Annotated in this window: 20 protein-coding genes; 10 read left to right on the top strand and 10 right to left on the bottom strand. The window is 73.4% G+C overall.

The features are described 5' to 3' along the window. Window positions 1-3: 3 nt before the first annotated feature. Window positions 4-654, top strand: coding sequence for a DNA methyltransferase (locus E1212_RS01655; RefSeq protein WP_131978140.1), 651 nt, complete (start codon window positions 4-6; stop codon window positions 652-654). Here the strand turns inward: E1212_RS01655 and E1212_RS01650 are convergent. From E1212_RS01650 to E1212_RS01640, 3 genes are all read right to left on the bottom strand, one after another. Beyond that, window positions 651-1,187 carry a GNAT family N-acetyltransferase gene (locus E1212_RS01650; protein WP_131978137.1) on the bottom strand — a complete coding sequence of 179 codons (537 nt, stop codon included), beginning with the start codon at window positions 1,185-1,187 and terminating at the stop codon, window positions 651-653. The two genes, E1212_RS01655 and E1212_RS01650, sit on opposite strands and share 4 nt — an antisense overlap. Window positions 1,188-1,281: 94 nt before the next feature. After that, window positions 1,282-2,034 (bottom strand): ABC transporter permease, encoded by a 753-nt coding sequence (locus tag E1212_RS01645; RefSeq protein ID WP_131978134.1) that lies wholly within the window; start codon window positions 2,032-2,034, stop codon window positions 1,282-1,284. Further along, window positions 2,031-3,050 carry an ATP-binding cassette domain-containing protein gene (locus E1212_RS01640; protein ID WP_131978247.1) on the bottom strand — a complete coding sequence of 340 codons (1,020 nt, stop codon included), beginning with the start codon at window positions 3,048-3,050 and terminating at the stop codon, window positions 2,031-2,033. Before E1212_RS01640 ends, E1212_RS01645 begins: the two co-directional genes overlap by 4 nt. Before the next feature lie 74 nt (window positions 3,051-3,124). Here E1212_RS01640 and E1212_RS01635 point away from each other — a divergent pair, with 74 nt between their 5' ends. Further along, the gene (locus E1212_RS01635) at window positions 3,125-4,075 is read left to right on the top strand and encodes a helix-turn-helix transcriptional regulator (protein WP_203416154.1); all 951 of its coding nucleotides are present in this window, start codon (window positions 3,125-3,127) and stop codon (window positions 4,073-4,075) included. An 11-nt stretch (window positions 4,076-4,086) separates the two neighbouring features. Here the strand turns inward: E1212_RS01635 and E1212_RS01630 are convergent, their stop codons facing one another. Further along, window positions 4,087-5,634, bottom strand: a complete 1,548-nt coding sequence (locus tag E1212_RS01630; protein ID WP_131978131.1) for an alkaline phosphatase D family protein — start codon at window positions 5,632-5,634, stop codon at window positions 4,087-4,089. Between the two features lie 17 nt (window positions 5,635-5,651). Beyond that, window positions 5,652-7,469, bottom strand: coding sequence for a CehA/McbA family metallohydrolase domain-containing protein (locus tag E1212_RS01625; protein WP_131978128.1), 1,818 nt, complete (start codon window positions 7,467-7,469; stop codon window positions 5,652-5,654). Between the two features lie 241 nt (window positions 7,470-7,710). Between E1212_RS01625 and E1212_RS01620 the strand changes: the two genes are divergently transcribed. After that, on the top strand, window positions 7,711-8,625 hold the full coding sequence (locus tag E1212_RS01620; protein ID WP_131978125.1) for a DNA polymerase beta superfamily protein: 915 nt from the start codon (window positions 7,711-7,713) through the stop codon (window positions 8,623-8,625). A gap of 83 nt (window positions 8,626-8,708) precedes the next feature. Further along, window positions 8,709-8,864: a DUF6131 family protein gene (locus E1212_RS29845; protein WP_199521455.1), complete on the top strand. Its 156-nt coding sequence runs from the start codon at window positions 8,709-8,711 to the stop codon at window positions 8,862-8,864. Window positions 8,865-8,887: 23 nt separating this feature from the next. Here the strand turns inward: E1212_RS29845 and E1212_RS01615 are convergent, their stop codons facing one another. Beyond that, on the bottom strand, window positions 8,888-9,376 hold the full coding sequence (locus E1212_RS01615) for a GNAT family N-acetyltransferase (RefSeq protein ID WP_131978122.1): 489 nt from the start codon (window positions 9,374-9,376) through the stop codon (window positions 8,888-8,890). A 58-nt stretch (window positions 9,377-9,434) separates the two neighbouring features. Here E1212_RS01615 and E1212_RS01610 point away from each other — a divergent pair, with 58 nt between their 5' ends. Then, window positions 9,435-9,926: a glutathione peroxidase gene (locus E1212_RS01610; protein ID WP_131978119.1), complete on the top strand. Its 492-nt coding sequence runs from the start codon at window positions 9,435-9,437 to the stop codon at window positions 9,924-9,926. Window positions 9,927-9,958: 32 nt separating this feature from the next. Continuing rightward, window positions 9,959-10,945: an aldo/keto reductase gene (locus E1212_RS01605; RefSeq protein WP_131978116.1), complete on the top strand. Its 987-nt coding sequence runs from the start codon at window positions 9,959-9,961 to the stop codon at window positions 10,943-10,945. Window positions 10,946-10,973: 28 nt separating this feature from the next. Here E1212_RS01605 and E1212_RS01600 read toward each other — a convergent pair whose 3' ends face one another. Then, window positions 10,974-11,921 (bottom strand): hypothetical protein, encoded by a 948-nt coding sequence (locus tag E1212_RS01600; protein ID WP_131978113.1) that lies wholly within the window; start codon window positions 11,919-11,921, stop codon window positions 10,974-10,976. 95 nt (window positions 11,922-12,016) lie between these two features. Here E1212_RS01600 and E1212_RS01595 point away from each other — a divergent pair, with 95 nt between their 5' ends. Both E1212_RS01595 and E1212_RS01590 read left to right on the top strand, forming a co-directional pair. Further along, window positions 12,017-12,577, top strand: coding sequence for a PH domain-containing protein (locus E1212_RS01595; protein WP_131978110.1), 561 nt, complete (start codon window positions 12,017-12,019; stop codon window positions 12,575-12,577). 26 nt (window positions 12,578-12,603) lie between these two features. Then, a complete protein-coding gene (locus E1212_RS01590; protein ID WP_131978107.1) occupies window positions 12,604-13,056 on the top strand; it encodes a peroxiredoxin in 453 nt (150 codons plus the stop codon). 4 nt (window positions 13,057-13,060) lie between these two features. Here the strand turns inward: E1212_RS01590 and E1212_RS01585 are convergent, their stop codons facing one another. After that, window positions 13,061-13,948 carry an ABC transporter substrate-binding protein gene (locus E1212_RS01585; RefSeq protein WP_131978104.1) on the bottom strand — a complete coding sequence of 296 codons (888 nt, stop codon included), beginning with the start codon at window positions 13,946-13,948 and terminating at the stop codon, window positions 13,061-13,063. A gap of 83 nt (window positions 13,949-14,031) precedes the next feature. On the opposite strand from E1212_RS01585, the gene E1212_RS01580 reads away from it, so the two are divergent. Beyond that, window positions 14,032-15,009, top strand: coding sequence for an LppM family (lipo)protein (locus tag E1212_RS01580; protein ID WP_162605252.1), 978 nt, complete (start codon window positions 14,032-14,034; stop codon window positions 15,007-15,009). A gap of 78 nt (window positions 15,010-15,087) precedes the next feature. Here the strand turns inward: E1212_RS01580 and E1212_RS01575 are convergent, their stop codons facing one another. Further along, entirely contained in the window at window positions 15,088-15,774 is a 687-nt protein-coding gene (locus E1212_RS01575; RefSeq protein WP_131978099.1) for a YceI family protein, read from the bottom strand. Between the two features lie 129 nt (window positions 15,775-15,903). On the opposite strand from E1212_RS01575, the gene E1212_RS01570 reads away from it, so the two are divergent. After that, window positions 15,904-16,860: an NAD(P)-dependent alcohol dehydrogenase gene (locus E1212_RS01570; RefSeq protein ID WP_203416152.1), complete on the top strand. Its 957-nt coding sequence runs from the start codon at window positions 15,904-15,906 to the stop codon at window positions 16,858-16,860. Here E1212_RS01570 and E1212_RS01565 read toward each other — a convergent pair. Then, window positions 16,857-17,999, bottom strand: coding sequence for a winged helix DNA-binding domain-containing protein (locus E1212_RS01565; RefSeq protein ID WP_131978093.1), 1,143 nt, complete (start codon window positions 17,997-17,999; stop codon window positions 16,857-16,859). The genes E1212_RS01570 and E1212_RS01565 overlap by 4 nt on opposite strands. Window positions 18,000-18,002: the final 3 nt, after the last annotated feature.

Genomic DNA, 18,002 nt, shown 5'->3' with positions numbered 1-18,002 from the left:
CGCATGAGGCCCTGGCTGCAACAGTGGATGGACGATCTCGTCAACGAGCGCTACGTCGAGGCCGACGAGAACGTCCACTTCACCGAGAACCTGGCCGAGACGGTGATCGCCGAGTACTCCCTGCCCGGGCAGGTGGTCCTGGACCCGTTCACCGGCTTCGGCACCACGCTGGTCGTGGCCGAGCGCATGGGCCGCTCGGGGCTGGGCCTGGAGCTGCTGCCCGAGCGCGCTGACATGGTGCGGCGCCGGCTGGGCGGCCGAGGCGAGGTCATCACCGGCGACGCTCGCAAGGTCGCGGCGCTGGTCGATCGGCCCATCGACCTGTGCCTGACGTCACCGCCGTACATGACGCTGATGAACCACCCGGAGAACCCGCTCAACGCCTACGAGACCCTCGACGGCGACTACGCGACGTACCTGTCCGAGCTGGAGGGCATCTTCGGCCAGGTGGCCGGCCTGCTGCGGCCCTGGGGGCACCTCGTCCTCAACGTCGGCAACATGATCGACGACGGCGTCGCGACCACCCTCGCCTGGGACATCGGGAAGATCGTCGGCCGGCAGCTGACGTTCCGGCAAGAGACGTTCCTGTGCTGGGACGAGCAGCCGGAGTGGCTCACCGGCGACTACTGCCTGGTGTTCCAGAAGACCGCCTAGAGGGGCTTGTGCCAGATGAGGAAGTCGCACGGCGTCGCGAGCAGCGGCGCCAGATGCGGATGGTCCTCGTCGATGGTCCCGCGGCGCACCACGCGGTACCCGCGGCGCTCGTACCACTGCGCGAGGAACGCCTTCGCCGGGTGCGTCCACGTGCGCGGCACGAGCAGCTCGAGCCGCATGGTCGTGCGGCCCTCGTCCCTGCTGTGCTGCTCGGCGAAGTCGACCAGCGCCCGTCCCACGCCGCCGCCCCGGTGATCGGGGTCGGCGGCGAGCATGCCGAACTCACCGGTGCTGTCGTCCCAGCGCTGGATCCGTGCGCACCCGATGGTCCGGCCCTCGCTGCGGGCGACGGCGATCTCTCCGGCCCGCACGAACCGCGCGATCTCGGCCGCGGACGTGCGGCTGGCGCCGTCGTTCCACAGTCCGGCCTCGGACGCCGCATAGACCTCGTTGACCAGGGCGGTCAGGCGCTCCACCAGCGCGGCGTCGTCCGCCGCGCCCGGTGCCAGCAGCTCGATGGTCAGCTCACCCATGGCCCCTTGTCTATCAGCCGGTCGCTCACGCGATCGTGTTCCCCGACGGTCGCTGCAACGCCGCCAGGGAACACGACCACCGGAGTAGGGCGCCTCAGGACGATCGGCGCATCGCCCGGGTGCCCACCGCCAGGCCGAGGGCCGCGACGGCCACCGACGCCACGACGGCGGCCAGGACGGTCGACGCGGGGAACTCGCCGTTGAAGAGGGCCCGCTGGGCGTCGACGACGTAGGTCAGCGGGTTGGCGCTGGACAGCGCCCGCAGCCAGCCGGGACCGTCGTCGACGGGCAGGAGGATGCCGGCCAGGAGCAGCAGCGGGAACAGCACCGTCTGCTGCACGGTCCAGAACAGCCACTCGGTGTTCTTCGACGCCAGCGCCAGCGTGTACGACAGCGCGCCCAGCCCCACGGCCATGACCGCCAGGATCAGCACGCCGACCACGACACCGCCGAGGTGCAGGTCGAAGCCGAACGGGGTGCAGACCGCGACGATGATCGCCGTCTGCACGATCATCGGGACGATCTCCTTGAGCGCCCGCCCGACGATCAACGCCGGCCGCCGCAGCGGCGTGACCAGCATCCGCTCGTGCGCCCCGGTCTGGATCTCGAACAGCAGGTTCGACCCGGTGAACGAGGTGCTGAACAGGCACGACATCACCACGATGCCGGGGACGAACCACTGCAGCGCGGACCCGCCCTCGACCTCGGGGAGGAGCGGCGTGAACAGCCCGAGGAAGACCAGCGGCTGGATCATGCTGAACACGACGGAGAACGGGTCGCGCAGGACGGGCCGCAGCTCGCGGCTGAAGACGGTGACGGTGTCGGTGACCAGTGTCGTGCTGCTCATGCTGCGACCTCCTCGTTCGACAGGGAGACGACGCCCTCGCGCAGGCTGCGGCCGGTGAGGTTGAGGAACACGTCGTCCAAGGTGGGACGGCTGACGGCGGTGGACTCGACGGCGATCCCGGCGGCGTCGAGGCCGCGGAGGATCCCCGGGACCAGCCGTGGTCCGCCCTGGGCGCGGACCTCGACCTCGACGCCGCCGGTGCTGACGACGGCGCCGTCCAGCCCGCCGAGCCGCGCGGCCGCACGCGCCGCGTCGGACGCCGACCCGAAGCCGAGCGTGATCCGGTCGCCCGCGTGGTCGGCCTTGAGCCGGGCCGGGGTGTCGTCGGCGATGACGGCGCCGTGGTCGATGACGATGACCCTCTCGGCCATCGCGTCGGCCTCGTCGAGGTAATGGGTCGTCAGCACGATCGTCGTCCCGTGCTCGGCGCGCAGCTTGAGGATGTGCTCCTGCAGGTTGGCCCGGTTCTGCGGGTCCAGGCCGGTCGACGGCTCGTCGAGGAACAGCAGCCGTGGGGCGTGGATGAGGCCCATCGCGATGTCGAGACGCCGCTTCTGCCCGCCGGACAGCGACGACGTCGGCCGGTCGGCGACGGCGGCCAGGTCCAGCGAGGCGATCAGCTCGGCCGCGCGCGCCTTCGAGTCGCGGACGCTCATGCCATAGGCGCGGCCCTGGCTGACCAGCTCGTCGCGGCCGCGCTGGCTGAGCGCCGCGCCGTTGCCCTGGCCGATGTAGCCGATGACCCGGCGGACCTCGCGCTGCTCGGCGACCACGTCGTGGCCGGCGACCACGGCGGTGCCGGAGGTCGGCGGGATCAGCGTCGTCAGCATGCGCAGCGTCGTCGACTTCCCGGCGCCGTTCGGTCCCAGCAGGGCGACCAGCTCGCCCTCGTCGACGCGCAGGTCGAGCCCGCGGACGGCTTCGACGATGTTCTTCGAAAAGCGGGCTGCTCGCGGTGCGCGGGCCCGCTGCCCCTTGACGGTGAAGTGCCTGGTCAGACCGGTGGTCTGGATCATGGTGGCGTTCATGTGAACCACGCTAGAATCCATTCCGGTCATTTTCTGACCTCAATTGCGAGGACTCTGGAGACATGGCGAACACGAGTGCCCGGATGCTCCGGCTGCTGTCCCTGCTGCAGACGCATCGGTACTGGCCGGGGGAGGAGCTGGCCGACCGGCTCGGCGTCAGCCCGCGCACGCTGCGCCGCGACGTCGACCGGCTGCGCGCGCTCGGCTACCCCGTCGACGCCGCCCGCGGGGTGGCCGGCGGCTACCAGCTGCAGGCCGGCGCCGCGCTACCGCCCCTGCTGCTCGACGACGAGGAGGCCGTGGCCATCGCGGTCAGCCTGCGCACGGCCGCGGGCGGCGCCGTCGCCGGCATCGAGGAGACGTCGGTGCGGGCGCTCACCAAGGTGGTCCAGGTGCTGCCGCCGCGGCTGCGCCGCCGGGTCGACGCGCTGCACACCTACACCGTCCCGTCCATCGCGGGCGGCGGGCCGCGGGTCGACTCCGCCGCGCTCACCGTCATCGCACAGGCCTGCCGCGACGACGAGCGGCTGCGGTTCCGGTACCGCTCCCGCGACGGCGACGACACCGGCCGGCTGGTCGAGCCGTACCGCCTCGTGTCCCGCGGGCGCCGCTGGTACCTCGTCGCGTGGGACGTCGAGCGGCACGACTGGCGCACCTTCCGCGTCGACCGGCTGTCCGATCCGGCGACGACCGGGCAGCGGTTCCGCCCGCGCGAGCTGCCGGCCGAGGACGCCGCGACGTTCGTGGACGAGCGGCTGGCCGCCATCCCGACCCGCTACCAGGTGGTCGTCGACGTGCGGGCGCCGGCGGCCCAGGTGAAGCAGCAGGTCTGGGACTGGGGGACGGTCGAGCCCACGGGCGACGGCTCCTGCCGCCTCACCATGAACGTCGACACGCTGGACTGGCCGGCGTTCGCGCTGGGGGCGGTCGGCGCCGAGTTCGACGTCGTCGCGCCGGCCGAGCTGCGCGACCACCTCCAGCGGCTCGGCGAGCGGTTCCTCCGCTCCGCCTGACGACGACGGCGTCAGGCGCGCGACAGCCCGGGCACGCCGTCCTCGACGACATACGACGTGACGGTGCGCGCCGCGGACGTGCGCGCCCGGACCGTGTCGACCACTCGGTAGTCGGCCCGCGCCAGCTCCGGCGTGACGGTGATCAGCACGTGGCCGCGGCCGGCGCCGGCCATCCGGAAGTGCGGGTTCTCGGGGTCCGGGTCGTGCCGGACGGAACCCGCGACCTGCCCGCCGCTGGTGATCGAGGTGCCGGTGAACTCGACGCCGACCGTCGGCGACGAGGGGTCGTCGAAGTCGAGCTTGAGGTCGGCCGCCCGGTTGGCGTGGATGTCGCCGGAGAGCACGATCGGGTTGCGCGGCCGGCCCGACGCCATCGCCTCGAGCACCTGCTGACGCGAGACGCGGTAGCCGTCCCACTTGTCGTTCTCCGCGCCCACGTCGGGGTCCTCGAAGAACGGCACCTGCTGGGCCAGCACGTTCCACCTGCTCGTGCTGCCGTCGAGCCCGTCGAGCAGCCACCGGGTCTGCTCCGCGCCGAGGATGGTGCGGCCGGGCTCCCACGCCTCGGGCCCGTCGGCCTCGATGTCGGCGACGTGGTCGGAGCGGTACTGCCGGGTGTCGAGGATGTTGATCGTCGCCAGGTCGCCCCACTGCAGCCGGCGGTAGAGCTGGATGCTCGGGCCGTCCGGGCGTTGCGCGGCGCGGAACGGCATGTGCTCCCAGTACGCCTGGAACGAGGCGACCTTCAGGGCGGCGAACTCGCCGGCCGGGCGGTCCGGGTCGGCGTCGTCGCCGGCCCAGTTGTTCTCCAGCTCGTGGTCGTCCCAGGTGATGCCGAACGGGACGGCCGCGTGGATCGCCTGCAGGTCCGGGTCGCTGTGGTACTGCCCGAGCCGGACGCGGTAGTCGGCCAGCGTGGCCAGCTTGGCGTCGGGCAGGTGGCCGCGGCCGAGATTGCCCTGGCCGCCGCCCTCGTAGATGTAGTCGCCGAGATGGAACACGATGTCCGGGTCGCCGGCCAGCATGTCCTGGTAGGCGGTGTAGTAGCCGGCCGTGTAGTTCTGGCAGCTGGCGATGGCGAAGCGCCACGACGACGGCAGCGTGCCCGGCGCCGGTGCGGTACGGGTGCGGCCGACGGGGCTGAGCTGGCCCTCCGCGCGGAACCGGTAGAAGTACCAGCGGTCCGGCTCCAGCCCGGCGACGTCGATGTGCACGCTGTGCGCGTCCTCCTGGCGGGCCATCGTCATGCCGCGGCGGACCAGCCGGGAGAACTGTTCGTCGTGCGCGACCTCCCATGACACCGCGACCGGCCGCGCGGGCATGCCGCCGGCGCCGTCGAGCGCCACCGGGTCGGCGGCCAGCCGGGTCCAGATGACGACGCGGTCGTGCAGCGGGTCGCCGGAGGCGACGCCGAGCGTGAAGACGCCGTCGCTCAGCTTGGCCGAGGCGGGGGTCGGCGAGGCCCAGGCGATCCGGCCCGTGGCGGCGGTGCCGGCCAGGGCGGCGGCGGTCGCGCCGCCGAGCTGGAGGATCCGGCGGCGGGTGAGCTGCTGCTCCATGGGGGCGGTGTCCTCTCTCAGCCGCGCAGCCGGCGGGCCGCGGGGATGCCGTGCGGGGGTTCGTCGCGCAGGATCCAGAACGGGTTGCTCTCGCCGATGACGCGGTCCTGCGCGTCGCGGGCCTGCAGTCGCACGAAGGCACCGTCGCCGGGCACCACGAGGTGGTCGACCCGGCCGTCCTCCAGCTCCCCGGCCGGCACGACCGTGCTGGTCGTGGCCGGCGACGGGTCGGCCACGCCGGGGTAGTCGACCGGGCTCTCGACGATGTGCAGCGCGCCGCCCGCGGGCAGGCCGGTCGCCGTCAGCCGCACGTTCAGCCGGGCCGCCCGGGTCACCAGCGCCGAGCCGAGCACGCGGCGGCCGGCCACCTCGATGTCCATCGCGCCACGCCAGCGGACCGGGTCGACCCACCATGCGCGCCCGGCCCGCAGCGCGTCGACCAGGTCGTTCATGGCCGTCGACGCGGCCCACACGTAGGTGATGTTGTTGTCGGCGAGTCCGGCCCAGTTCTGCCCGCCGTGGTCGTCGCTGACGCCGACCCCGGTGATGAACAGTGCGTTGCGGGCCGCGGCGTCGAACACGCGCCGCAGGTCCTCGAACGGGGTGCGGCCGATCTCCATGAGGTCCGCGCCGAGGCAGTTGCGCTCGATCATCAGACGTACCAGCTCCTCCGGCGTCGCGACGTCCAGCGGATGGTTCCACTGGGCCAGCGCGCCGTGGGCGTGCATGAACTCGATCATCTCGGCGGTCAGGTCCGGGTCGTTGTTCCGCCGCGGCGGGCTGGGCAGCGCGGGCATCGCCAAGTCGCCGCCGATCCAGTTGAGGTGCCGCACCAGCGACACCTCCCACGCCTCGTAGTGGACGACGTCCGGGAACTCGTCGGCATAGCGGGCGAGGACCTCGCGCCGCAGATCGGCGCCCGTGGCGAGGTTGCGGCGGCCGTAGTCGATGCGCAGCCGGTCCACGACCGCTCGCGTCGGTGCCTCGCCCGCGACCCGGACGCCGAGGCGCAGCTGGTGCATCGAGTTGTCCGATGCCACCAGGTCCGGCCAGATCGCCTGCAGGTCGTCGACCGGGCGGAACGTGACCCGCTGCCACCGGCCCTGCGGTGCCGGGATCTCGACATGGCCGCGCAGGCCCTCGGCGCGGCGGACGATCTCGCCGGAGGTGCTGCCGCCGATGCGGTACTGCAGCAGGTATCGCCCGGCCGCGCGGCCGCCGCGCGCCGGGTGGTAGGAGCTGTTGATCTCGACGACCAGCTCGCGGCCCGGGCCGGTCTGCTCGGCCAGCACGTCCAGCTGGATCGTGGTGTCGGCGAGCGAGCCGGTGTAGGTCTGGTTCCACGACGCCGCGGAGTACCAGAGGATGCCCCAGCCGGTGCCGGTCGCCGTCAGGCGCATGGCCTTGCCGGGCTCGTCCGGCGAGTGCGGGTCGTCGACGAACTCGGCCGTGCCGCTGGTCACGGCACCCTCGGTCGCGCGGGTCCAGGTCCACTCCATGGTGTTGACGACCTCGCGCAGGCCCTCGAAGCGGACCTCGCGGCGGTGGTCGTGGGCGCCGACCCGGAACTCGTGGTCGGTCCACCAGATGACGTCGACGGCGTTCAGCCGCGCCTGGCGCAGGTGGGTCTCGTAGCTGGCCGGGCCCTCGCTGAAGGAGCCGTGGATGTGCATCGCCATGCTCACCGGGCGCATCGACCGGGCCGGGACGGCGGCGGCGGGCACCGCCTGGACGAGCGGGAGGGCGAGCCCCGCGGCGGCCGCACCACCGGCCGTCGCCAGCAGGGTCCGGCGCGAGACCGTCCCGTCGTTCTCCGTCGTGGCAGCGTCGCGCATGCCGGCCTCCGTGATCTCTGCCCGGTCGATGGTCGGAGATCACCGTAGGAACCGGACACGACGCCGCAGAAGGGACGTATCGAGGATTCACCGACCCGTCGAGCAGGGGTCGCGGAACGTTCGCCGTCAGACGTCTGCCCTCGACGCCGCACCCCTGCCGGCCGGCGCAGGATCAGGTCCAAACGGTTGAAACCCGGTGGATCGCCGGGTGGGACCTGCGACGACGCGCGAGAATGGCCCCATGCCTCGCCTGAGCGCCCCCACGCGAGTCCCACTCGGTACGCAGGTCGTCGTGCACGGCACGCCGGCCGACGCCGCCGCGCCGGGCTCCGGCCGTGGTCTCGCCGGACGCATCGTCCGCGAGGCCGACGGCACGTACACCGTCGCGCTCGTCGACGGCCACTTGGTCGAGGCCGACCCGGACCAGCTCACCACGCTCGCCGACCCGCTCTCCCGGCTGCCCGAGCCGGTGCGCTCCGGCGGCGCGCGCGACCTGGTCACCAACCGCACGCTCTACGCCGCCGCGGTGGGCCGGCCGCCCGGCGAGCCCGGCGAGCCACTGAACGTGCGCGGCGTCTTCCAGGCGCCTACGGCCGCGTTCTGGTCGCTGCGCAAGCCGCCCGAGCAGCTCGCCGGGCCGACGCCGTCGTGGCTGTCGTGGGAGGTCGAGCACTTCTGCCGGCTGGCCCTCGACGCCGACCCCGGCTGCCTCGAGCTGCTGTGGTCGGCCCGGCCCATCTGGGTGAGCGAGACCGGCCGCGAACTGCTCGACCTGCGCCCGGCGTTCCTGTCCCAGACCATCTCCGCGGCCTACGCCGACCACGTGCTGGCGGAGTTCAAGCGGTTCGACGACGAGCATGTGCAGGGCGAGCCGCGGCACACCGGCGCGGCCGACCTGCTGCGGCTGCTGGTCGACGGCCTCGCGCTGCTGCGCACGGGCGACACCGGCACGCCGTCGCCCGAGCACCAGGAGCGGCTGGCATCGGTGCGCGCCGGTGCGCTGCCCTGGGACCAGGTCGACTCGTACCGGCTCGAGCTGCAGCAGCAGCTCGACGACGTCGCGGCGACGTCGTTCCTGCCGCCCGGTCCCGACACCGCGCGGGTCGACGCCTGGCTCAGCGACCTGCGCCGGCGCGATCTCCGCTCGAGCTCCTAGGTCTTTGGCCCGATTGGACGGTGATGCGCCGGGTAAGTCCCGGTGCGTCACGAAAGTCCACTGACGGGGACGAAGGAGCTGGGATGATCATCCTGGGTGTCGTTCTACTGCTGATCGGGTTGTTCGCGGGTGTGGGCATCCTGACGACCATCGGCATCATCCTGCTGGTCGTCGGCGCAGTGCTGTACATCGCGGGAGCCGCCGGCCGGCCGCTGGCCGGACGCCGGCACTACTGGTAGGGACCCACGACGACCGGCCGGGGCTACAGGCGGCGGTACATGATGTGCAGCCCGACGTAGCCCCGGTGAGGGTGCCGGAACGCCTCCGGCAACGTCCCGATGACCTCGAACCCGAGCGATCGCCACAGGGCGATCGCTCGGGTGTTCGTCTCGACCACCGCGTTGAACTGCATCGCGCGGTATCCGGCTGTGCGCGCCCAGTCGAGGACGTACCGGCCCAGCGCTCGTCCGACGCCTTGCCCGGAGCGTTCCGGCGCGACGATGAAGCTCGCGCTGGCGATGTGGTCGGCCGGGCCCAGGTGGTTCCGGTTCATCTTCGCCGAGCCGAGCACGGTGCCGTCGCCGTCGACCGCGACGACCGTCCGGTCCGGCGGCGCCAGCAGCCAGATGCGCCGCGCCGTCTCGGCGTCGAGATCGCGCGGCAGCGTGTACGTCTCGCCCGCCGCGACGATGTCCCGCAGGATCGGCCAGACGGCCGGCCAGTCCTCGTCCCGCGCCTCCCGGATCTCCATCCCGTGAGCCTAGGCTTCCTTCGAGGGGACGACAGCAGCCAGGCCCGAGGAGCCCGCGTTGACCAGCCTGTACGACATTGCACTGCACACCATTGACGGAGCCGAGGCCTCGCTGGGCGACCACAAGGGCAACCTGCTGCTGCTCGTCAACGTCGCCTCGAGGTGCGGCCTGACCCCGCAGTACGAAGGCCTCGAGCGGCTGCACGAGCGCTACGCCGGCCGTGGGTTCACGGTGCTCGGCTTCCCGTGCAACCAGTTCGGCGGCCAGGAGCCCGGCACCGCCGACGAGATCCAGGAGTTCTGCTCCACGACGTACGGCGTGACGTTCCCGCTGTTCGAGAAGGCCGACGTCAACGGCGCGTCGCAGCAGCCTCTCTACGCGGAGCTGACGCAGGTCGCCGACGCCGGTGGTGAGGCCGGCGACGTCCAGTGGAACTTCGAGAAGTTCCTGGTGTCCGCCGACGGCGCCGTGCTCGGCCGGTTCCGCCCGGGCGTGCAGCCGGAGTCCGGCGAGCTGGTCGCCGCCATCGAGGCCAACCTGCCGCGCTGACGGGGATCGGTCACCGGCTAGGGTCCGATCTCGTGGAGACGCGACAGTTGGGGCGGACCGGCCGGCAGGTCGGGGTCATCGGGTTCGGCGCGTGGCAGATCGGCGCCGACTGGGGCACGGTCGACGAGGACGCCGCGATGGCCGCGCTCGAGGCCGCGGTCGACGCGGGCGTGACGTTCATCGACACCGCTGACGTCTACGGCGACGGCCGCAGCGAGCGGTTCGTCGGCGAGCTGCTGCGGCGCCGGCCCGGCGCCGGGCTGACGGTGGCCACCAAGATGGGCCGCCGGGCGAATCCGCACGTGCCGGGCGCGTACACGCTTGACGCCTTCCGCGCGTGGAACGACCGCAGCCGCGAGAACCTCGGAGTCGACACCCTCGACCTGGTGCAGCTGCACTGCCCGCCCACCGAGGTGTACTCGCGCGACGCCGTCTTCGACGCACTGGACACGCTGGTCGAGGAGAAGCGCATCCAGGCCTACGCCGTCAGCGTCGAGACCTGCGACGAGGCGCTGGCGGCCATCCGCCGGCCGGGCGTGGCCAGCATCCAGATCATCCTCAACTGCTTCCGGCAGAAGCCGCTGGACCAGGTGCTGCCGGCGGCCGCGGCGGCCGGGGTGGGCATCATCGCCCGGGTCCCGCTGGCCAGCGGCCTGCTGTCCGGCCGCTACGACGCGTCCACGACGTTCGGGCCGAACGACCACCGCACATTCAACCGCGCCGGCGAGGCGTTCGACGTCGGCGAGACGTTCGCGGGCGTCCCGTTCGAGGCCGGGGTCGAGGCCGCGCGCGAGATCGCCGCACTCACGCCGCCGGGCGCCAGCACCGCCCAGCTGGCGCTGCGCTGGATCATCGACCAGCCGGACGTCTCCGTGGTCATCCCGGGCGCACGCAACCCGGAGCAGGCCCGGGCCAACGCGGCCGCGGCCGGCCTGGCGCCGCTCGACGGGGCGACCTCGGCCGCCATCGGGCGCATCTACGACGAGCGCATCCGCCCGCTGGTGCACGCCCAGTGGTGAGCAGCTCGCCAGGAGCCGGCGTCCGCCGTCAGTGCGCGGGCGCCGGGCCGACCCGCGGCGCGACGTCCAGCAGCGACGGCGCGAACGCGTCGGCCAGCGCGACGAGGTAGTCGCGGTCGCGCTCGGGGTCGTGCGGAACGTGCAGGAGGTACATGCCGACCTGCCGGTGGCCCATCCAGAAGTAGACCCGGCCGCTCGGCAGGTACACGCCGTTGTCGCGCAGCCCGCCGATGTGCACCACCTCGGCGCCCGGCCGGTCCATGGCCCACACCCGGCCCATCTCGTCGCCGTGCCCGCGCACCGTCGCCGTCAGGACGGTCTCGCCCGCCCGCCACTCGCAGCGCAGCTCGTCGCGGGTGAGCGGGTCGCGGCGGACGGTGGCCGGCTCGCCCAGCACGGCCTCGGCCTGGGGGGTGACGGCGTCGCAGGCGGGCTGGGTGCCGGGCTCGGCCCCCGGCGGCAGCTGGGCCAGCCGCGGGACGACGAGTGCGGCGAGGCTGATGGCGTTCTCGTCGCCGCCGCCGTGGATGCGCAGCACGCGGCCTTCCGCGTAGACCTGCAGGAACCCGGGCGTGACGAAGTACGCGGCGTCGCCGAGCCCGTGCACCTCACTGGTCGGCCCGAGGTCGTCGTCGGCGTGGTCCTCGAGCATCTCGAGGTGATCCGCGGGCGTCACCGGGTCCATGGACACCTGCAGCGGGAACGGGCGCGGCGGGCGGGTGGTGGTGCCGTGGTCGACGGTGATGAGGCAGCTGTCGAAGGACGGGTCGCCGACCGGGCCGGCGTAGTCGGTGAGGTGCACCTCACCGCCACCGTAGATGTCGCTGACCTCCGCCGGGTCGAGCAGGTCGCACGCACGCGCGACTGCCCGCTCACCGCCGGTCTTGGCGGCCGGCGCGGTGTGGGAGACGGGACTCGCGCCGGAGCCGCACGCGGCCAGCACGAGGGCGAGCGCCGCGATGAACCGCACCCGCATGCCGAACCGCCTCCCCGTCACCGTCGAGCCCGCCTAGCAGGATGACGCATCGGCGGCACTCAACGGTTGCATGACCACTGTGCCACCATCGTCCGATGACAGCGGCCTCCGAACCGGTGGTGCTGCGACACGCGCTCGGCCGGGCCGTGGCGGCCTTGGGCTGGCTCGCGGCCCTCGGCTGGCTGGCCGCCGCCCGGCCGCCCGGTGGCGCCGGCCTGCTGTTCGCCGCGGGGGCGAGCGGGCTGCTCTGGGTGCTCTGCTGGCGGCCCGCCGTGATCCTCGACGACGACGCCGTCACCGTCCGCAATCCGCTGCGCGACGTGCGAGCCGGCTGGGCGGCGCTCGACGAGGCCGGCTTCGGCTGGTCGCTGTGGCTGCGCGCCGGCGACGTCACGTGGCATGCGGCCGCCGCTCCCGGGCCGGCGTCGATGTCGGCGCTGTACGACCGGCACGTCACCGCCGGCGGGGTGCTGGAGCGCGACGCCGTCGCGCGGGCCGGGCAGCGGCCGGCGCCGGCGCTGCTGGCGGTGCGGCAGCGGTGGGAGGCGCGGCGGGCCGTGGCGCCGGGCGGGCTGACGGTGAGACCCGCGGCGGCGCGCATCGCGGTGCTGGCAGTGTCGCTGGTCCTGCTGGCCGTGGCGGCGCTCACGGGCTGACGGCGCCCCGGTGGCAGGATGGAGGGATGGATGCCGGTGACACCGTCGACGACTTCGTCCTGCCGGACCAGTCCGGCACCCCGCGCCGGCTCAGCGAGCTGCTCACCAGCGGCCCGGTGGTGCTGTTCTTCTATCCCGCCGCCATGAGCCGCGGCTGCACGGCCGAGGCCTGCCACTTCCGCGACCTCGCGGCAGAGTTCTCCGTCGCCGGGGCGCAGCCCGTCGGCATCAGCGCTGACGCCGTCGAGCGGCAGCAGGCCTTCGACACCGGCAACGACCTCGGCTTCCCGCTGCTCAGCGATCCTGAGCGGACGGTGGCCGCGCGGTTCGGCGTCAACCGGCGCATCGGCGGGCTCCCGGTGAAGCGGCACACGTTCGTCATCGACACCGACTCGCGCGTGCTCGGGGTCGTCCGCAGCGAGCTGGCCATGGAGAAGCACGCCGACCGCGCCCTCGACATCCTGCGCGCCGCCGCCTGACCGCTCAGGCGATCCGCCGCGCGAGCGCCGGGTCGGGCTCGCCCGCCGCGTCGGGGTGCAGGATCGCAGCCAGCGCCTCGACGCCGTCGACCAGGCGCGGGCCGGGCCGGGCGAAGGAGGCGTTGGCGTCGACCGCCCAGACCGGCACGTCCGGCAGGCCGCCGCCCCGGACCAGCTCGGCTGCGAGCCGCGCGGACTCGTCCAGGCCGAACCCGCACGGTGCGCAGACGACGACATCGGCGCCGCAGGCCGCGAGCACGCCAGGATCGAGGCGGTAGGAGCGTTCGCCCGCCACGCCCAGCACCGGCGTGCCGCCCGCCGCCGTCACCATGTCCGGGACCCAGTGCCCCGGGGCGAACGGCGGGTCGGTCCACTCCAGCACGAGGGCGGGCACCGGGGCGCGGTGCGCGACCTTCGACCGCACGACGTCGATGCGGCCGGTCAGCTCGTCGACCAGCGCGTCCGCCCGGGTTCGCGCTCCCACGGCGTCGCCCAGCAGGCGGATGGACCCGAGCACCTCACCGAAATCCCGCGGGTCGATGGTGAGCACGTCCGCGGTGCAACGCAGGTGGGCCAGGGCGTCGCGTACCTCGGTGACGTCGACGGCGCACACCGCGCAGAGGTCCTGGGTGACGACCAGGTCGGCGTCGAGCCCGGCCAGCGCGCCCTCGTCGAGGTGGTACAGGTCCTCGCCGGCGGCCATGCGCCGGGCCACCAGCCGGTCGATCTCCGCCGGCCCGAGGCCCTCCGGAAGCGTGCTGGTCGACACGATGCGCCGGGTGCGCACCTCAGGCGGGAAGTCGCACTCGAACGTCACGCCGACGACGTCGTCGCCCGCGCCGAGGGCGAACAGGATCTCCGTCGTCGACGGGAGAAGCGACACGATCCGCACCCGCCCACGGTAGCGGCAATCTCCATGCCGTTCGGAGGTGTCGAAACCATGATCGATGTGCCAGGCTGCCGCCCATGAAGCGAATGAGACCAGTGCACGCTCTGGCGGTGGCCGCGATGGCGGTGGCGCTGACGGGGTGCATGAAGATGGATATGCAGCTGAACATCAGCGACAGCGACACCGTCGACGGCGAGATCATCCTCGCGCTCAACCGCGAGGCGTCCGCCATGGCCGAGGCGATGGGCGAGGACCCGAGCACGGTCTTCGACGAGCTCGGCGCGGACCTGCCCGAGGGTGCGCAGGCCGAGGAGTACGACGACGGCGAGTTCGTCGGCCAGCGCTACACCTTCGACGACATCGCCCTCTCGGAGTTCTCGGCTGAGGAGTCCGGCTTCGGCATCACCCACGAGGGCGAGGAGATCGTCGTCGACGGCAGCCTCGACATGACCGGCCTGGACCCCGAGGCCATGGCCGGCGAGCTGGGCGGCGACGTCGGTGAGCTCGGCGACGTGGACCAGCTGATGGAGTCGCTCGAGATGAGCGTCAGCATGACCTTCCCGGGCGAGGTCACCGAGCACAACGGCGAGCTCGACGGCACCACCGTCACCTGGATCCCGGTCCCCGGCGAGGCCAACGACATCAGCGCCCGGTCCGCCGACTCCGGCGGCGGGGGCGGCGACGGCATCCCGGTCTGGATCTGGATCCTCATCGTCGTCGTGGTGCTGGGCCTCGCGGCGCTGCTGTTCTTCCTGTCGCGCAACCGCAACCAGACGCCGCCGGCCGACGAGGCTCCCGCCGCGGGCCATGCCGGCAGCGTCCCGCCGCCGCCCGGTGGCGCTCCCTTCGGGGCGGGCAGCGGTCCCGACGCTCCCACCGTCACCACCGAGGCGCCCACCGCGGTCCAGCCGCCGGCGCCCACGCCGCAGCCGCCGCAGGCACCGGCAGAGCCGCCGTCTCAGGCACCGGCGGAGCCGCCGACGCAGCAGCTGCCGGAGCCGCCGGACCAGCCGCCCGCCGAGGGCGGCACGCCGGGCCAGGAGCCGCCGGCCGCGTCGCGCTGACCCGTTCGCTTCACGAACCGGCGACGGCGCCCGTCGTGTGCATCACCGCGCGATGGGCGCCGTCGTTCGTGTGCCGGGTCAGCTCCTGGCGAGCGTCAGCAGGAACTCCACCGTGCCGCTGTCCTCGACCCGGACGAAGCCGAGGTCGGGCGGGTCGACGTCGAAGTCGGCGAACCGGATCTCGCCGGAGCCCGCCACCTGGACGCCGTCGCCGGAGCGCTGCACGTCGAGCTGGACCTCGATCGAGTGGGTGACATCGCGCACCGTCAGGTCGCCGGTGGCGGTCAACGTTACCGGGCCGCCGTCGTCGAGGCCGTCCAGCGAGACCGGCGAGGTGAGCGTGAAGGTCGACGTCGGGAACTCGTCGGTCTGCATGATGGGACCGCGGAACTGGCTGTCGCGGCTGCCGCTGTCGGTGGTGATGGTCGTCATGTCGACCGTGATCTCGCCCTCGGTCGCGGCGCCGCCGGCGACGGTGAGCTCCCCCGTGACGTCGCTGGTGCGGCCGACGACGGTGTTGTCCTGGCCGTTGAGCACCTCGTCGACCCGGTAGCCGGCCTCGGACCCGTCGGCGACGGTCCAGGTGCCGTCGAGGTCCAGGTCGCCACCGGAGGCGGCCGGCGGGTCGGTCTCGAGGGCCAGCGGATCGGGCGCGTCGCCGCTGATGACGTTGACGTAGAGATACGTCCCGCCGACCACCAGGACCACGAGCGCGGCCAGGCCGCCGACGCCGATGAGAACCCGGCGGCGGGTGAAGAACGACATCGGAAAGACCTCCAGCGGTGTGTCGACCCTGCCTGTTATACGAGGAACTGCGTGACGGGGATGGTGGTTCCGCGAGTCGCGGCCGTCACACCTGCCGCAACCGGGCCCGCGTTCGCTACTGTGCGGACCGTGAGGGCAGCGGTACAGACGGGGTACGGCGGCCCCGACGTGGTGCGTCTCGCCGACGTGGAGCGGCCGGTCGCCGGTCCGCGCGACCTGCTGGTACGGGTGCACGCGACCACGGTGAACCGCACCGACACCGCCTACCGGGTCGGCACGCCCGCGTTCCTGCGGGTGCTCCGGGCACGTGGACGGATCCTCGGGACGGAGTACGCCGGAGTCGTCGAGGAGGCCGGCGCCGAGGTCACGGGCTACGCCGCCGGCGACCGCGTCTTCGGCTACAGCGAGGGCCCGTTCGGCGCCCACGCCGAGTACCTCGCGGTCCGCGCCGACGGGTTCTTGGCCCCCATCCCGGACGGCCTGACGTTCGCACAGGCGGTGCCCGCGACCGAGGGCGCGCACTACGCGCAGTCGTGCATCCGCCGCGCCGGGATCCGGCCGGGACAGACGGTCCTGGTGTACGGCGCGACCGGCGCCATCGGCTCGGCGGCCGTGCAACTGCTGGCCGCCATGGACGTGGCGGTGACGGCGGTGTGCGCGACTGCGCACCTGGAGCTGGTGCGGTCGCTGGGCGCAGGTCACGTCATCGACTACACCGCCGAGGACTTCACCCGTTCCGGCGGCCGCTACGACGCGGTCATCGACGCCGTGGGCAAGTCCACGTTCGGCGCGTGCCGGCGGCTGCTGGGCCCGCGCGGCGTGTACGTCAGCGGCGACCCCGGCCCGTTCCTGCAGAACGTCGGGCTGGCGCTGGTGACTCCGCTGCTGCGCCGCCGCCGGGTGGTCTTCCCGGTGCCGCTGCAGCGCCGCGAGATGATCGAGGAGCTGCGAGCCCTGCTGGCCGACGGCCGGTTCCGCCCGGTCGTCGACCGGCACTACCCGCTGGCCGAGATCGCCGAGGCGCACCGCTACGTCGACACCGGCACCAAGGTCGGCAACGTCGTGATCGACGTGGTCACACCCTAACCGGCCAGCACTCGTGTCTCGGCCGCCGGCAGCCCGGTCCACCAGCGGTCGTAGCGGCGGTACACCGTCGGGTCGCGGCGGGCCAGCAGCCCCGTCAGCGCCGCCGCCTCGGCCGTCAGTCCCTCCCAGTCCGCCGCCGGCAGCGGGTGGAACGCGGTCGCCTCGATGCCGCCGCCGTCGGCAGGGCGCCACACGCCGGCCACGTACCCGTCGACGAGCAGCGCCGGCAGCGTGTCGCCGTTGCTGCGGATGACCAGCGTGCGGTAGCCGGGCGGGACGATGCGGCCGCGGTCGGCGTGCGCCAGCAGCACGCTGTCCCACATGCCCAGCAGCCGCGGCGGCGCCGGGGCGTCCTCGCCGGGCCGGGGCGCGCCGGGCAGGTCGTACAGGACGGTGCCGCCGGGTCCGGCCAGCTCCTCCAGCTCGTCGGCGACGGCCTCGACGGCGGCCTTCGCCGCGGGCCGGTAGAGCAGCGCGAACTGGGCGAAGTCGGGCATCGACACCGGCCCGAACGCGGCGACGTAGCGGCGGAACAGCGTGGCCAGCGCGGCCGCGGCGGTCTCGGCGTCGGCGATGCCGGGCGGGTCGACGGGGGCGGCGTAGGCCGGGCGAGTGCCGAACGACCACGGCGGGCCGGTGGGGGCGTGCACCACCGGCCCGAACTGCCGGAGCGCCCACCACAACCCCTTCATCGGCGCGCCGTGGCGCTCGCTCAGCCACGCCTCGCACTCGGGCCCGCCGCGCGGCGTGGCGAGGAACTCCAGCAGGCCGGGGATGGCGGCCTCAGCATCGGCGTGGCTCAGCCCGGTCATCGTGAATCGGCGGTCGTTGAGCCGGGCGCCACGCAGTGTCGGCTGCATGGCCTGCTTCACCACCGCGTGGTCGGCGGCGTGCACCACGTGCAGGGTGACCCGCATCAGCGTCGCCTTGACCAGCGTGCGACGGGCGAACGCGGCGTCGAGGTCGGCGGGGTCGAAGCCGTCGATCCGGTTCCACAGCGCCAGGTACGGCGACGCCGGGTGTTGCGCCTGCAGCGCGACCAGCCGGCGGACCGCGTCGGCGACGTCGGTGGACGCGCGCTCCAGCAGCAGCTGCCGGGCGAGCGTGGCGCGGTTCAGCTCGCGCAGGGTCAGCGCCATGCC

It is taken from the genome of Jiangella ureilytica (assembly GCF_004348545.1).
Classification (GTDB): Bacteria; Actinomycetota; Actinomycetes; order Jiangellales; family Jiangellaceae; genus Jiangella; species Jiangella ureilytica.
Note: the sequence above shows the minus strand (reverse complement) of the source record. Positions and strands in the feature narration are given on the sequence as shown.

Coding starts and splice junctions, on each gene's coding strand:
- E1212_RS29845 (WP_199521455.1), top strand. CDS start 8,709: ATGATCATCCTGGGTGTCGTTCTACTGCTGATCGGGTTGTTCGCGGGT.
- E1212_RS01640 (WP_131978247.1), bottom strand. CDS start 3,050: ATGATCCAGACCACCGGTCTGACCAGGCACTTCACCGTCAAGGGGCAG.
- E1212_RS01655 (WP_131978140.1), top strand. CDS start 4: ATGAGGCCCTGGCTGCAACAGTGGATGGACGATCTCGTCAACGAGCGC.
- E1212_RS01645 (WP_131978134.1), bottom strand. CDS start 2,034: ATGAGCAGCACGACACTGGTCACCGACACCGTCACCGTCTTCAGCCGC.
- E1212_RS01580 (WP_162605252.1), top strand. CDS start 14,032: ATGAGACCAGTGCACGCTCTGGCGGTGGCCGCGATGGCGGTGGCGCTG.
- E1212_RS01620 (WP_131978125.1), top strand. CDS start 7,711: ATGCCTCGCCTGAGCGCCCCCACGCGAGTCCCACTCGGTACGCAGGTC.
- E1212_RS01650 (WP_131978137.1), bottom strand. CDS start 1,187: ATGGGTGAGCTGACCATCGAGCTGCTGGCACCGGGCGCGGCGGACGAC.
- E1212_RS01615 (WP_131978122.1), bottom strand. CDS start 9,376: ATGGAGATCCGGGAGGCGCGGGACGAGGACTGGCCGGCCGTCTGGCCG.
- E1212_RS01565 (WP_131978093.1), bottom strand. CDS start 17,999: ATGGCGCTGACCCTGCGCGAGCTGAACCGCGCCACGCTCGCCCGGCAG.
- E1212_RS01630 (WP_131978131.1), bottom strand. CDS start 5,634: ATGGAGCAGCAGCTCACCCGCCGCCGGATCCTCCAGCTCGGCGGCGCG.
- E1212_RS01600 (WP_131978113.1), bottom strand. CDS start 11,921: ATGCGGGTGCGGTTCATCGCGGCGCTCGCCCTCGTGCTGGCCGCGTGC.
- E1212_RS01575 (WP_131978099.1), bottom strand. CDS start 15,774: ATGTCGTTCTTCACCCGCCGCCGGGTTCTCATCGGCGTCGGCGGCCTG.
- E1212_RS01590 (WP_131978107.1), top strand. CDS start 12,604: ATGGATGCCGGTGACACCGTCGACGACTTCGTCCTGCCGGACCAGTCC.
- E1212_RS01635 (WP_203416154.1), top strand. CDS start 3,125: ATGGCGAACACGAGTGCCCGGATGCTCCGGCTGCTGTCCCTGCTGCAG.
- E1212_RS01625 (WP_131978128.1), bottom strand. CDS start 7,469: ATGCGCGACGCTGCCACGACGGAGAACGACGGGACGGTCTCGCGCCGG.
- E1212_RS01595 (WP_131978110.1), top strand. CDS start 12,017: ATGACAGCGGCCTCCGAACCGGTGGTGCTGCGACACGCGCTCGGCCGG.